Consider the following 14,344-nt stretch of genomic DNA (forward strand, 5'->3'; position numbering starts at 1 on the left):
TTCTTTCTCATAATATTTCTTTTAGTTTTGCTAAAAATATTTTGTTTTCTTTTTGCGTACCAATTGAAATACGCAAACAATTTTCTAAGTTAAGTTGATTGCTTCTGTTTCTAATTATTACGCCTTTAGCAGCTAATTTATTATAAACATCAGTTGCGTTTTTAATTTTGAATAATATAAAGTTTGCATCACTTTGATAAACTTTTTGAACTTGTTTAATTTTCTTCAATTCAATAACTAAATTTTCTTTTTCTGAATTTAACTTTTTTACAAAACTATTTTTCTTTTTTACGTTTGATAAAGCATCCAAAATTGCATTTGCGGTTAATTTATTCAGATTATATGGCGCTTTAATTTTAAATAATAAGTTTGTAATAAATCCATCAGCAACTGAATATCCACAACGTATTCCAGCCAAACCCCATGCTTTTGAAAATGTTCTTATAATTACTAAATTTCTATTTTTTTTAAACTCGTCTATGAATGATTGATTTTCATTAAAGTCAATGTAGGCTTCATCAATTACAACAATTCCATTGAAATTTTTTAATATTTGATTTACACTTTTTTTGCTCAATAAATTTGCAGTTGGATTATTTGGTGAGCACAGAAAAATCATTTTTGTATTTTTTTGAACAGCGGCAATAGTTGTTTTTACATCAACTTGAAATTTTTTATCAAGCGGAATAGTTATTGTTTCGACCTCATTAACATCACATGCTACTTTATACATTCCGTAAGTCGGCTCCGGAATTAAAACCGAATCCTTTTTAGGTTCGCAAAATATTCTTATCAGCAAATCTATAATTTCATCTGATCCAACACCGAAAAATAAATTCTTTTTAGAAACATTAAGATATTCAGAAAGTTTTTCCCGTAATTTATTTTGCGCCGGATCGGGATATCTATTCAATTGAAGATTGTGTTCGTCTTTAATTACACTTCCTAAACTGTTTTCATTTGCATCAAGTAAAATTCCTTCAAGAAAAGAATCTCTCGCAGAAGTATAAGGTTTTAAATTTAAAATATTTTTTCTAACCAATTTTTCAATCATTGTTCGAGCCTTATTTTTACTGCATTTGCATGAGCTTGTAATTTTTCTTTATTTGCTAATTCAATTACTGTTTTTGATATGTTTCTTAATCCGTCTTTGCTCAATTCTTGAAATGTAATTCCTTTCATGAATTGTTCAACTGAAACTCCACCTATTGATTTTGCATAACCATATGTTGGAAGTGAATGATTTGTTCCGGATGCATAATCTCCAACACTTTCCGGTGAATATTGTCCAATGAATACTGAACCGGCATTATGAATATTTGATAATTTTGATTTTGCATTTTTAAAATTCAGAATTAGATGTTCCGGTGCATAAGAATTACTGAATTCAATTGCTGTATCAATATTTTCAAATACAATTACAAATGAATTTTCTAATGATTTTTTTACAAAGTCTTTTCGCTCAAGATTTTCAGTTTGTTTATTTATTTCATCAATAACTTTTTTACAGAAATCTTTATTTGTTGTGCAAAGAATTACCTGTGAATCATTTCCATGCTCTGCTTGAGAAAGTAAATCTGATGCAATAAATTTTGGATTTGCAGATTTATCAGCAATTACTAAAACTTCACTTGGACCAGCAATCATATCAATTGCACATCCGTTTGGATCAATACTGACAAGCGCTTTAGCCGCTGCAACAAATTGATTTCCAGGACCAAATATTTTATCAACTTTATTAATTTTGTTTGTTCCGTAAGCCATTAGTCCAATTGATTGAGCTCCGCCGACTTTGTAGAATTCATTTATTCCTAAAAATTTTGCAACATACAAAACTTCAGCGGTAATATTTTTATTTGTCGGAGAACAAACTACTATTCTTTTACATCCGGCAATTTTTGCTGGAATTGCCAGCATCATCAATGTTGATGGAAGTATTGCGGTTCCACCGGGAATGTAAAGTCCAACATTTTCAATCGCTCTAAATTCTCGTGAGCAATTTACTCCTTTCATGTTTTCGATAGAATATTTTTTAGGAAACTGCAATTTGTGAAATTTAGTAATATTTTTTACCGCAATTTTTACTGCTTTTTTAAATTCATTTGAAACAATCTTTTCACTTTGGATAAATTCACTTTCGGTTACTCTAATTTGTTTGCCGGAAAATCCATCAAACTTTTTTGAATAACTTAAAACACTTTTTAATCCATTTTTTTTTATATCCACCAAAATTGGCTGAACAATTTGATACGTTTTTGACATATCAATTGATGGACGCTGCAAAAGTTTTGTTTTTTGATTTTGAGTTAGTTTATTAAATATTATTGTTTTCATATTTAATTTTTATTTTCTGGATTTCCGAGAAAAGTCTTCGGAAATGACAACTTAAAATTTTCAGTCATTGCGGACGATGTGAAGCAATCTCAAAAACTGTTTAGATTGCTTCGGAATAAATTCCTCGCAATGACGAATACACAATTACAAAATTATATTCTCAATTGGTAATGATAAAATTCCAGAAGCACCGGCTTGTTTTAAATCTTCGGTAATTTCCCAAAATTTATCTTCCTTAATTACTGCATGAACTGCGTAAAGTCCTTCATCAGAAAGCGGTAAAATTGTTGGACTTTTTAATGAAGGAATTATTTTAATAATCTGTTCTAATGAATCTTTTGGCACGTTCATCATTATATATTTTGAATTTCTTGCATTAAGCGATGATTCTATTCTAACCAAAAGTTTATTAAAAATATTATTCAGCTCAAAATCATTTTCTAACTTTTTACTTTTTATTAAAACTGCTTGAGAATCTAGAACTTTAAAAGATTTTTTTAGTTTATTCAATTTCAAAGTATTTCCGGTAGAAACCAAATCGCAAATAAAATCAGCAACTCCAAGAGTTGGAGCAATTTCTACTGAACCGCTAATCTGAATTACTTTTGCAGAAATTTTATTTTCATCTAAAAAGTTATTTAAAATATTTGGATATGAAGTTGCGATAGTTTTATTTTCCAAATCTTTTATACTTTTTAATTCTTCCTTCTCCGGAATTCCTAACGACAATGAGCATTTTCCAAAACCTAATTTTTTTACGAGTTCAACATTTAATCCTTTTTCAAGCAAAACATTTTCTCCAACAATTCCAATATGCGCAACGTTATCTTGAACATATTCCGGAATATCATCATCACGCAAAAAAAGAATATCCAAATTAAAATTTGATGCAGTTACAAATAATCTATCTTGAAAATTTTCTATATCAATTCCGCAACTTTTCAAAAGTTGCATTGATTTTTCATGCAATCTGCCTTTTTTCTGAACTGCTAACTTTAAATTTTCTGCCATAATTTCCTCAAACAAAAAACCCCAACATTTGTCGGGGTTCTTTTATAAAATTTTTTACATCTTATTTAAATTTCACCGACACTCACAAATTGTAAGTTATGGTGATGATGATATATTAAAGAAATGTTTTTCATAATTGCTTCAAAAATAGCTATAAATATTTTAAAATCAACTTAGTAATATTTGTAAAATAATTTAAAGATATTTAAATGTAATTTTATTCACTTTAGTGTATTTATTAAAACTTACTTAAAAAATACGGAAGCATATTTCTCCAAGTTGGCCAATCATGTTTTATATCAAATCCCCAAAGATCAAGCCAGTGCGGAATATTTTTTGAATTTAAAATGTTTGATAATTTTATTGAAGAATTTGGATCTTCAAAATCGCCTTGACCAGAAGCAATTACAATTCCCATATTATTTCTCATTTGGCTGAGATAATTTTCATCATTAGAATTAGGTAAAAAATCTATTGGTGAATTAAAATAAACATGATCATCATAATAACCTTTTGCATAATACTTTAAATCATAAACTCCGCTCATTGCAATTGTTCCTTTAAATACTTCGGGAATTCTAAAAAAAGTATTTGCTGCATGATAAGCTCCAAGTGAGGCTCCAGTTGTAATAATTGGAACTTTTCCATTACAATTATTATAAATAAAAGGAACAACTTCCTCAATTATATATTGATTATATTGTCCGTGACGCAAAGATTTGTGCGGCGGATAAATTGAATTGTTCAGCCACGATTCATTATTTATACTATTTATTGAAAATACTTTGAACTTTCCTTCGTTTATAAACCAAGAAATTGAATCAATTAATTGAAATCTTTCATATTCCAAAAAATCTGCGCCGGCTGTTGGAAACATTAATAGCGGAGTTCCATAATTTCCATAAACAACAATTTCCATTTCCTTAAATAAACTTGGGCTATACCACTTATGAATTTCTCTTTTCATATTATTTTAATTTATGTTAAATAATTGTAAAATTATTTCATACTTAATGAAAATTCAACTTTTTAAATTTATATTTGTAAAAAATAAGTTTGATCGGTAATTTTTTAAACTTTCTAACTATATTATAAATAAATATTTAAACAGATTTGAGGAATCCATGAAAATTAAAATACTTTTAGCGTTAATTGTTATTGCTATTAGTTTAGCTGGCTGTTTTTCATCAAGTATAAAGGGAAGCGGAAATTCCGTAACCGAAGAAAGAAAATTAGATTACGTTAGCAGAATTGAAATTGATGGAAATTTTAATATCGAAATTGCAAGTGGAGAAGTTTCAAGCTTAAAAATTGAAGCGGAAGATAATATTATTCCGCTTATTGAAACGAAAGTCGATGATGAAAAATTGACAATCAAAATGAAAGAAAAAATTACAAATCTTAGAGAAATTAGAATTAAAATTTCCACACATGATTTAGTTGAATTAGAATCTGAAGGAAAAAGTAATATTAATATTAAAGGTTTGAATACAGACGATTTTGAACTTTCCAGCGATGGCGAAGGTGAAATTACAATTGAAGGAAAAGTTGATTACTTAAATGTTACAATGGATGGAGAAGGAAAACTTTTAGCAAAAGATTTGCTTTCCAAAAATGCAACGGTTAATCTTTATGGTGATGGAAAAGCTGAAGTGAATGCCAGAAAATTATTAAAAGCAAAAGTTAAAGGTTCCGGTTCGGTAGATTATTACGGTGATCCGGAAGAAATATCAATTGATACTTCAAAAGGCGGTGCAGTAAATAAAAAGTAAGTTTTATTTCTTGATGTCATTTCAATTTTATTTATCTTCAAATATTGAAATGACATTTTTATTTTAAACCAACATGAATAAATTTGAATTAGTATCTTCATATAAACCTTCCGGAGATCAGCCCGAAGCAATTAAACAGCTTACGGAAGGAATAAATTCCGGCGAAAAACATCAAGTTTTACTTGGCGTTACGGGAAGCGGAAAAACGTATACAATCTCAAATGTTATTGCAAATATTAATAAACCAACATTAATAATTTCACATAACAAAACTCTTGCTGCACAATTATATTCTGAGTTTAAATCTTTCTTCCCAAATAATTCTGTAGAATTTTTTATCAGTTATTATGATTATTATCAGCCGGAAGCTTATGTTGTAAAACGCGATTTATATATAGAAAAAGATTTTTCCGTAAATGAAGAAATTGATCGGCTTAGATTAAAAGCCACAACTTCATTAATTGAAGGAAGAAATGATGTAATAATTATTGCAAGCGTAAGCTGTATTTATGGAATCGGAGCGCCGGATCAATATGCTCAGCAAATTATATTTTTGAAAAAAGGTGCGGTTATTGAGCGAAAAAAACTTCTGCGTTCTTTAATAGACATTTATTATGTAAGAAATGATATAGAATTTACACGCGGATCTTTTAGAGCAAGAGGTGATGTTGTAGAAATAATTCCGGCATATCAATATGAAGAAGCAATTCGTATAGAATTTTGGGATGACGAAATTGAAAAAATTTCTTTAATTGATGCAATTACCGGAGATTTTATAAAAGAAGTCGATTCAATTCCGGTATATCCCGCAAAATATTTTGTTACTACAAAAAGTCAAGTTACCAACGCAATTAAAACAATTGATGAAGAACTTAAAGAAAGATTAAAATATTATTGGGCAGAAGAAAAATATCTTGAAGCTCAAAGAATTGAGCAAAGAACTCGTTATGATATTGAAATGATGCGAGAAATCGGATATTGCGCCGGAGTGGAAAATTATTCCAGACATATGGATGCAAGACCTCCAGGTTCGCGCCCTTCTTGTTTATTTGATTATTTTCCTAAAGATTATCTTCTAATAATTGATGAATCTCATGTAACAGTTTCGCAAATTCGCGGAATGTATTTGGGTGATAGATCCAGAAAAGAAACTTTGGTTGAACATGGATTTCGACTTCCCTCAGCATTGGATAATCGTCCGCTTAAATTTGAAGAATTTGAGAATTTAACAAATCAAATTATTTATGTAAGCGCTACCCCCGGTGATTATGAAATGACAAAAACCGGTGGTGCATTTATTGAGCAAATTATTCGTCCAACCGGACTTTTAGACCCGGAAATTGAAGTAAGACCAATAAAAGGTCAAATTGATAATCTAATCGGTGAAATTAGAAATCGCTCAATAATTGGTGAACGTGTGTTAGTTACAACACTCACAAAAAAAATGGCAGAAGATTTAACTGATTATTTGGATAAAATTAATATTAAAGTTCGATATATTCACAGTGATATTGATGCTTTGGAAAGAGTGGAAATAATTCGTGATTTAAGAATTGGCGATTTTGATGTTTTGGTTGGTGTAAATCTTTTAAGAGAAGGTTTAGATTTGCCGGAAGTTTCACTTGTTGCAATAATTGATGCGGATAAAGAAGGATTTCTGCGAAGTGAACGATCGTTAATGCAAACTGCGGGAAGAACAGCAAGAAATGTAAACGGAAAAGTTATTATGTATGCTGATGTTATAACAAATTCAATGGCAAAAACAATAAAAGAAACTAACCGAAGAAGAAAACTACAGCTTGAATATAATAATGAAAATAATATTACTCCCAAAACAATTTTTAAAAGTAGGGAAGACATTTTAAATTCAACTTCAATTGCAGAATTAAGAAAAAAAGAACCAGGAAGCGATGCTGCTTTTGCAAAAGTTGCGGAACCGGTTTTAAAATATATGACAAATGATCAGAAAAAAGATTTAATTGAACAACTTGAAGAAGAAATGTTAAACGCCGCCAAAGATTTGGAATTTGAAAAAGCTGCAGGATTACGTGATGAAATTGAAAAACTTAGAAAAATGATTAAATAAATTAAAACATTATATTATACTTTGCGATCAGCTCTAAAGCCAATTCTTTATAAGCCAAAGAAGCTTTTGAATTGGGTAAAATTATACTCAACGGTTTTTTACTAAAAGTTACATTCATCATATTTACATCTTTGGGAATTGAAACATTCATCATTAATCTCGGAAATCTTTTATATAATTCGGCTTTAATTTTAAACGCAGCTTTTATATTTCTTTCGTATACAGTTAAAAATATTCCGTCAATTTTTAGATTTCTATTATACAAAGTTTTTACGTACTCAACTCTTTTAGCTAAAGTTTTTATAGCATCTAAAGAATATTCATCCGTTCTAATTGGTGCAATTACAGAATCTGAAGCAATTAATGCAAGTGATGTTGTTCCAAATAAATATGGCGGGCAATCAAAAATAATAAATTCATAATTTGCTCTAATGCTGTTTATAATATTTCTTAACAAGAAATTATTTGCAATTAATCTATTTTGTCTTCCTTCCTCAACAGAGTTTAATTTCATTTGAGGAATACAAAATAAATTTTCAATTTCGGTTGGATGAATTACTTTATCAATGGTTTTTGAATAACTAAAAACATCAAATACATCGCCAAAAATATTTTCTTCAGTAAAACCTAAGGATAGAGAACATGATGCTGTTGGGTCTAAATCAACAAGTAGAGTTTTAAAATTTTGTTTGGCAAACTTTATGGCAAGATTCACGGCAGAAGTTGTTTTTCCAACTCCACCTTTCGGAAGAATAACAGAAATCACTTTTCCCAAAGAATCGGTCCCCCAAACCTATTCAAAAGATAACACTACATTTCCAGGTTAATTATACAAAAATTTTTACAATTATTATATGAACTAGATCAAGTCTTAAAAAATTAATGGGGGATAATTTTTTAAAATTTGAGGTACTTTATATATCACATTTCAAATATTTTTCACAGATTTTTTGCATTGCCGAATTTGCGGAATTAAAAGCCCAAATTATTGATCCACCTTTTTGTCCGGCACTTAAATCTCCAATTAAAAATAATCCGGAAACATTTGTTTCATAACCTTCTTTTAGAATTGGTTCTGGTCCGTTAAATTCAATACCAATCATTTTAAGAAAATTTTCCGGAGTGCTTCCGCCTAAAGCGTAAATTATATAATCAAATTCGATGTTTCCGTATATATCTTCCTCAAATCTAACAATTGGTTTATTATTATGTGTTATTAATTTATTAATATTTGAATTTAATAGAAGGTTTACCTTTTTGTTTTTTGCAAGTGCTAACAAACTTTCTTTATTAATATTATTCATTCGAGAGAATTCGTTTTTTCTATAACTTAAATAAACATTATTGTTTTCAATATCTTCAGATAAAAATTGGCAATATTCCGAAGCTGAATCTCCGCCACCAACAACCAGGACTTTAGAATTTTTTATTTCAAAAGTTGTTAAATCAAACAAAACTTTTTCTTTCAGTTCATTTGGAATTTTATAATCCGGTTTATTTGGTTTTCCTAAAATTCCAACGGCTATTGCAACAATTCTTGATTGATAAATATTATTTTCTGAAATTACTTTAAAAGTACTATCAGTTTCAGATTTTTCAATTTTGTAAACAGTTTCATTGTAATGAACATTTAATTCATTATCTTCAATTGCTTTATCCAAATAAGAAATTGTTTCATGTTTGGTTGAATCTGTTAAACACATAACTCCTGTGCAAACCGGCGTAAATCCTTTATAATTTGCAGTAACTAATTTTTTATCTGGATAATATTTTTTTATTGTAAATGAGTGTTCTGCGGATTTTTCCAAAATTAGAATTTTATCTTTTGAAACTCCGTAATTATGTGCTTCCACACCAAGACTAATTCCACCCGGACCAGCACCAATAATTAATATTTCGTACATTTTATCCTTTATTTTTTACAAAATATGATGAATGAATTTTTAATCAGATTCAACTTTTACTTTTCGCAATCGAAAATAACATAATTAAGAATTCGAATTTTATTAAACTTGTAAATTTCCAATTAAGTTTTATGAAAAAACTCCTATGTGTTTACTTAACTATTTTACTTTTCCCAATAAATATTTTTCCACAATATGATTCTCTTTATCATAATAAAATATGGAGAACTTATTTAACTCATCTTCCACCACAATATAGTTCAAATGAAGATAAAGAATACCCACTTGTCTTGGTTTTGCATGGAGGATTTGGAAATGCATACAATATTGAAGAACAATCACAATTTAGCATAAAAGCTGATACGGCAAAAATTCCGTTTATTGTAGTTTATCCGGAAGGAGTAAAAAGTCCGATAAACATTACAACTTGGAATGCCGGTGGCTGCTACGGATATTCCGCAAATACAAATATTGATGATGTAGATTTTATTTCAACATTGGTAGACACAATTGAAAGCAAATATAAAATTGATAAAAATAGAATTTATGCAAGCGGATTATCAAACGGCGGAATGATGAGTTATAGATTAGCTGCTGAATTAAGCAATAGAATTGCGGCAATTGCTCCGGTTGCTTCAATGATGGTTAATGAAAATTTTTTTGAACCGGTAAATTCAATTCCAATTATTCATTTGCATTCATTTTTGGATGACAGCGTTCCAATTGAAGGAGGTTTGGGGGATGGCACAGCAAATTATGAATATCCGCCTTTAGATTCTGTTTTAAATATATGGGCAAATATTAATAACTGTAATAAAATTGATATTGTTTTTGATGAACCAGGAAAATATCTTTATAAAACTTGGACGAATTGCAATGATGAAAAAAATATTGATTTATATGTAACTTATGATGGCGGACATTCTTGGCCCGGAGGAACAATTCCGCGAATTGGTGCTGATCCGGTTTCTGAGCAGATAAATGCAACAAATTTAATTTGGGATTTTTTTCTAAAGCATCCGAAAGAAAATACAACAAATATTAAATTTGATGAAAAATTAAATTCGAGTTTTGAACTTTATCAAAATTATCCGAATCCGTTTAATCCTACAACAACAATAAAATATTCTATTCCATCTTTTTCTGTCAGTTCGATCGAAGAGAGAAATCTCAGAGATTTCTCGTCGCAAGTTTACCAGATGCGGCTGGCTCATCTAAATGACAATGTGAAAATAACTTTAAAGGTATTTGATGTTTTAGGTCGAGAAAATAATACGCTTGTAAATGAAATTCAAAAACCTGGAAATTATGAAATTCAGTTTGATGGAAATTTTCAACCAAGTGGAATTTATTTTTACAGATTGCAATTCAATAATTTTTCTAAAACAAAATCTATGTTATTATTAAAGTAGAGATTTGATTTATCAAATCTCTACTGTTAAATTTCTTCAAAATTATTCACTGCAAACTAATTTTAATATAAATCTGCAATTGATAAATATCTTTCTCCGCTATCATAATTAAAACCCAAGACTGTAGTACCTTCAGAAATTTCAGGCAATTTTTTATTAATTGCAGCCAAAGTTGCACCGGAAGAAATTCCTCCGAATAGACCTTCTTCCTTTGCGGCTCTTTGTGCAAATTCAAAAGCCTCTTCTTTTTCTATTTGAATAACTCCATCCAACAAATTTGTGTTTAAATTTTTAGGAATAAATCCGGCCCCAATTCCTTGTATCGGATGCGGACCAGGTTTTCCTCCACTAATTACCGGGGATAAAACTGGTTCAACAGCAAAAACTTTTAAATGAGAAAATTTATTCTTTAAAACTTGCGCAACTCCGGTTATATGTCCGCCAGTTCCAACTCCGGTAATTAAATAATCTATTCCTTCCAGAAAATCATTTAAAATTTCTTGGGCTGTTGTTTTAGTATGAATATCAACATTTGCTTGATTTTCAAATTGTTGCGGAATCCATGCATTTGGATTTGAGTTTGCAATTTCTTTTGCTTTTTCAATTGCGCCGTTCATTCCTTTTTCTTTTGGAGTTAGTTCAAATTTTGCACCAAATGCCGACATGATTTTTCTTCTTTCTACACTCATTGATTCCGGCATTACTAAAATTAATTCGTAACCTTTAACTGCGGCAACCATTGCTAAACCAATACCGGTATTGCCGGAAGTCGGTTCAACAATTATACTATCTTTTTTTAATATTCCTTTTTGCTCCGCATCTTCTATCATTGAAAGAGCAATTCTATCTTTTATACTTCCACCGGGATTTGCTCTTTCAAGTTTTATCCAAACATTAGTTTTATCGCCAAATAATTTATTTATTTTAAGATGTGGTGTATTTCCTATGGTTTGTAATATATTTTCTGCTTTCATTTTTTTGCCTTTCTTGAAATTAATTAAATAATAAATTCTAATGGTTCCGGTTCACTTGTTTTTCTTAATCGAACTTCACTTTTATGATAGACTATTGAATTTTCCGAAACACTTTCAGTCAACCAAACATTTCCGCCAATTATACTATTTTTTCCAATTACAGTATTTCCTCCTAAAATTACGGCTTGAGCATAAATAATTACATTATCATTTATTGTTGGATGTCTTTTAGTTTGCGCTAAATTTTTATCAACACTTAACGCACCCAAAGTTACACCTTGATAAATTTTTACATTATTTCCAATTTCGCAAGTTTCGCCAATTACAATTCCAGTTCCGTGATCAATGAAAAAGGAATGACCAATTCTTGCTCCGGGATGAATATCAATGCCCGTTTCTTGGTGTGCGTATTCAGTTAAGATTCTTGGTAGAATCGGAACTTTTAGATTGAATAAAATATGCGCAAATCTATAAATTGCAATTGCTCTAAATCCCGGGTAAGCTAAAATTACTTCATCAATATTATGCGCAGCGGGATCTCCTTCATAAATTGCTTTTGCATCATTCCACAATTCTGAATTAATATCATAAATTTCCTCGAAGAAATTATCACATATTTCATCAATGTTTTCGATGGAATTATTGTTAAGTAAAATTAAAAGTGATTTAAGATTGCGTTTTAGTAAAATTAATTTACTTTCAATATCTTGTTCCGAATAATAAATATCAGATGCAAAATGAGGGAAAAGTAGTTGCATTAAATCGTTTATAAATTTTTGTGCTTCAATTTTTATTGGTTTTATAACTTTATGTTCTTTTCGATTTTCAATTAAAGTTTTTGAAATTTTGCTAAAATTTGTATTCATGATAAAATAAACTCCAATTATTCAAAAGAATAATTCTTAGGATTTTTAAAATTTGTAATTAGTTAGAAAATATTTGAAGCATCAACAGATGCAGGTAGAATGGTATCCGTGTGTTAAATTTGGATTGCTTAAGATTTCTATGTGTGCAAGAATATTCATAATCAAATAATAAAAAATAAAAGACTCTGTGTCAACTTATAAATTTGGGATATTCTTATTTTTATAAAATTACCGCAGACAAATGTCTGCGGCTACGTATGTTAAATCAAATTGTTAATTTTATCAATATTTGAGCTTACATTATCTCCCAAATGAATTGTAATTACTTTTCTATTATTATTCAACAATGCTTGGCGGTCTCCCATTAGCTGAGCATCAATTAAAACTCCAAATGAAAATTCTGATTCATCTTTACCAATTTCTTTTGGAATTGCAACTTCCTCATTTCTATTTGAAGTAAATTGTATGAACAAACCGTTTCCGGCATCACCTTTGTGCAATTGTCCGGTTGAATGCAAAAATCTTGGTCCATATCCAATAGTTACAGAAGTTTTATATTTTTTTTGAATTATTGTTCTAAGTTTTTGAAGCAAATTTGATGTTTCATAATTTGGAGTAATATATGCTTGAATTGAAACATAATTATATTTTACTTTATCTAAATTTGCCAAAAATTCATGAATTGCATTTTTTAAATTTTGCTGATTTGTATTTCCGCTTAGTTTAATTCCATTTTCTTCAATTGCAAAATTTAATTGAGGAAGTTCGCCTTTTTCTAAATAATTATTTATCATAACTTTCGCTTCAATCTTTGCAGATTCAACGTTAGGTTGATCAAATGGTTGAATTCCCAAAACCCAGCCGGAAACTGCCGTTGCAAATTCCCATCTGAAAAATTCACCGCCTAAATCATATTCATCATTTAAAATTATTTCAATAATCGGATGACAGGCATTTTTAAGTTTTTCAATTTTCTCTGAATTTGAATTTTCGTTATCAAAATGTGTATAAACAAAAACTCTATCGTTCGCATAAAATTCCGGAGATTCCAAACTTTCACTTTCGATTGGTAAAATTCCAACTCCATTTTTTCCGGTGCTTTCAGCAATTAATTGCTCAACCCAAGTTCCAAACGAAATTATTTTTTCCGAATAAACAAAAGTAAGTTTGTCTCTTCCCAATTTTGCAAGCTCACCGAAAATTACTCCAATTTCTGCACTAATGTTTTTGTTGTTTTTTGAATCTTCAACAACTAGTTTTGCATTTCCCAAAAACTTATTTAGATCAATTCCAATAAGTGCGGCGGGAACCGTACCAAAAAACGAAAGCACGGAATATCTTCCGCCAATATTGGGATTGTTCACAAATATTTTTCTGAAATTTAATTGCTGTGCCATTTGTTCAAGTCCGCTGCCCGGATCTGTAATTGCAATAAAATGTCTGCTTACCTTTTCTGTACCAAGTTTATTTTGGCAAAATGTAAAAAAGTATTTTAAGAAAGATAAAGTTTCAATTGTTCCGCCGGATTTTGTTGAAACAATATATAATGTTTTTTGCGGATCTAAATTTTGCGTGAAATCAAAAATTGCATCGGGATCAGTGCTGTCTAAAACTTTCATATTAAGAAAATTTTCTTTTGTCCCAAATGAAAATGAAAAAACTTCCGGCGCAAGACTTGATCCGCCCATTCCTAATAACAAAGCATGAGTATATCCTTCTGATTTAATTTCGTTTACAAATGAATTTATTTCTTCAAGATGTGATAATATTTCGTCTGCGCTGTTTAACCAATCAAGTCTATTTGTAATTTCCTTAGGTGAGTTTGACCAAACTGTAAAATCTTTTTCCCAAATCCTTTTTACAATTTTCTCATCAACCAATTTTTGAATTGACTTATTAATTTCTTGTTCATAATTATTTAAAAAAAATTTTACAAAAACATTTTCCATTTTTATCTCACGTTATTTTTTTGTTATTCAAAAATA

General features: G+C 29.5%; 12 protein-coding genes. 3 read left to right on the forward strand and 9 right to left on the reverse strand.

All coding sequences use genetic code 11. The features are described 5' to 3' along the window. Window positions 1-7 precede the first annotated feature (7 nt). The 4 genes from hisC to IPM32_03860 form a co-directional block, all read right to left on the reverse strand. Window positions 8-1,054 carry a histidinol-phosphate transaminase gene (gene hisC, locus IPM32_03845; GenBank protein MBK8944385.1) on the reverse strand — a complete coding sequence of 349 codons (1,047 nt, stop codon included), beginning with the start codon at window positions 1,052-1,054 and terminating at the stop codon, window positions 8-10. Beyond that, the gene (gene hisD, locus IPM32_03850; protein MBK8944386.1) at window positions 1,051-2,334 is read right to left on the reverse strand and encodes a histidinol dehydrogenase; all 1,284 of its coding nucleotides are present in this window, start codon (window positions 2,332-2,334) and stop codon (window positions 1,051-1,053) included. Before hisD ends, hisC begins: the two co-directional genes overlap by 4 nt. A 144-nt stretch (window positions 2,335-2,478) precedes the next feature. Further along, window positions 2,479-3,345 carry an ATP phosphoribosyltransferase gene (locus IPM32_03855; protein MBK8944387.1) on the reverse strand — a complete coding sequence of 289 codons (867 nt, stop codon included), beginning with the start codon at window positions 3,343-3,345 and terminating at the stop codon, window positions 2,479-2,481. Window positions 3,346-3,583: 238 nt separating this feature from the next. Continuing rightward, entirely contained in the window at window positions 3,584-4,312 is a 729-nt protein-coding gene (locus IPM32_03860) for an esterase family protein (GenBank protein ID MBK8944388.1), read from the reverse strand. A gap of 157 nt (window positions 4,313-4,469) precedes the next feature. On the opposite strand from IPM32_03860, the gene IPM32_03865 reads away from it, so the two are divergent. Together IPM32_03865 and uvrB are read left to right on the forward strand one after the other, a co-directional pair. Beyond that, window positions 4,470-5,117, forward strand: coding sequence for a DUF2807 domain-containing protein (locus tag IPM32_03865; GenBank protein ID MBK8944389.1), 648 nt, complete (start codon window positions 4,470-4,472; stop codon window positions 5,115-5,117). A 73-nt stretch (window positions 5,118-5,190) separates the two neighbouring features. After that, window positions 5,191-7,203 carry an excinuclease ABC subunit UvrB gene (gene uvrB / locus IPM32_03870; GenBank protein MBK8944390.1) on the forward strand — a complete coding sequence of 671 codons (2,013 nt, stop codon included), beginning with the start codon at window positions 5,191-5,193 and terminating at the stop codon, window positions 7,201-7,203. A gap of 1 nt (window position 7,204) precedes the next feature. Here uvrB and IPM32_03875 read toward each other — a convergent pair whose 3' ends face one another. Continuing rightward, on the reverse strand, window positions 7,205-7,978 hold the full coding sequence (locus tag IPM32_03875) for a ParA family protein (GenBank protein ID MBK8944391.1): 774 nt from the start codon (window positions 7,976-7,978) through the stop codon (window positions 7,205-7,207). A 139-nt stretch (window positions 7,979-8,117) separates the two neighbouring features. After that, window positions 8,118-9,107, reverse strand: coding sequence for an NAD(P)-binding domain-containing protein (locus IPM32_03880; GenBank protein ID MBK8944392.1), 990 nt, complete (start codon window positions 9,105-9,107; stop codon window positions 8,118-8,120). Window positions 9,108-9,238: 131 nt separating this feature from the next. Here IPM32_03880 and IPM32_03885 point away from each other — a divergent pair, with 131 nt between their 5' ends. Then, on the forward strand, window positions 9,239-10,519 hold the full coding sequence (locus IPM32_03885) for a hypothetical protein (protein MBK8944393.1): 1,281 nt from the start codon (window positions 9,239-9,241) through the stop codon (window positions 10,517-10,519). 62 nt (window positions 10,520-10,581) lie between these two features. Here the strand turns inward: IPM32_03885 and cysK are convergent, their stop codons facing one another. The 3 genes from cysK to IPM32_03900 all read right to left on the reverse strand — a co-directional run bounded on the left by cysK (window position 10,582) and on the right by IPM32_03900 (window position 14,308). Next, a complete protein-coding gene (gene cysK, locus IPM32_03890; GenBank protein ID MBK8944394.1) occupies window positions 10,582-11,493 on the reverse strand; it encodes a cysteine synthase A in 912 nt (303 codons plus the stop codon). A gap of 23 nt (window positions 11,494-11,516) precedes the next feature. Continuing rightward, complete coding sequence (locus IPM32_03895; GenBank protein MBK8944395.1) at window positions 11,517-12,359, reverse strand: serine acetyltransferase; 843 nt, start codon at window positions 12,357-12,359, stop codon at window positions 11,517-11,519. Window positions 12,360-12,619: 260 nt separating this feature from the next. Next, window positions 12,620-14,308, reverse strand: a complete 1,689-nt coding sequence (locus IPM32_03900) for a glucose-6-phosphate isomerase (GenBank protein MBK8944396.1) — start codon at window positions 14,306-14,308, stop codon at window positions 12,620-12,622. Window positions 14,309-14,344 lie beyond the last annotated feature (36 nt).

The sequence above is a fragment of the Ignavibacteriota bacterium genome (assembly GCA_016716225.1).
In the GTDB taxonomy this organism is placed as follows: Bacteria; Bacteroidota; Ignavibacteria; order Ignavibacteriales; family Melioribacteraceae.

Coding starts and splice junctions, on each gene's coding strand:
- hisC (MBK8944385.1), bottom strand. CDS start 1,054: ATGATTGAAAAATTGGTTAGAAAAAATATTTTAAATTTAAAACCTTAT.
- hisD (MBK8944386.1), bottom strand. CDS start 2,334: ATGAAAACAATAATATTTAATAAACTAACTCAAAATCAAAAAACAAAA.
- IPM32_03855 (MBK8944387.1), bottom strand. CDS start 3,345: ATGGCAGAAAATTTAAAGTTAGCAGTTCAGAAAAAAGGCAGATTGCAT.
- IPM32_03860 (MBK8944388.1), bottom strand. CDS start 4,312: ATGAAAAGAGAAATTCATAAGTGGTATAGCCCAAGTTTATTTAAGGAA.
- IPM32_03865 (MBK8944389.1), top strand. CDS start 4,470: ATGAAAATTAAAATACTTTTAGCGTTAATTGTTATTGCTATTAGTTTA.
- uvrB (MBK8944390.1), top strand. CDS start 5,191: ATGAATAAATTTGAATTAGTATCTTCATATAAACCTTCCGGAGATCAG.
- IPM32_03880 (MBK8944392.1), bottom strand. CDS start 9,107: ATGTACGAAATATTAATTATTGGTGCTGGTCCGGGTGGAATTAGTCTT.
- IPM32_03885 (MBK8944393.1), top strand. CDS start 9,239: ATGAAAAAACTCCTATGTGTTTACTTAACTATTTTACTTTTCCCAATA.
- cysK (MBK8944394.1), bottom strand. CDS start 11,493: ATGAAAGCAGAAAATATATTACAAACCATAGGAAATACACCACATCTT.
- IPM32_03895 (MBK8944395.1), bottom strand. CDS start 12,359: ATGAATACAAATTTTAGCAAAATTTCAAAAACTTTAATTGAAAATCGA.
- IPM32_03900 (MBK8944396.1), bottom strand. CDS start 14,308: ATGGAAAATGTTTTTGTAAAATTTTTTTTAAATAATTATGAACAAGAA.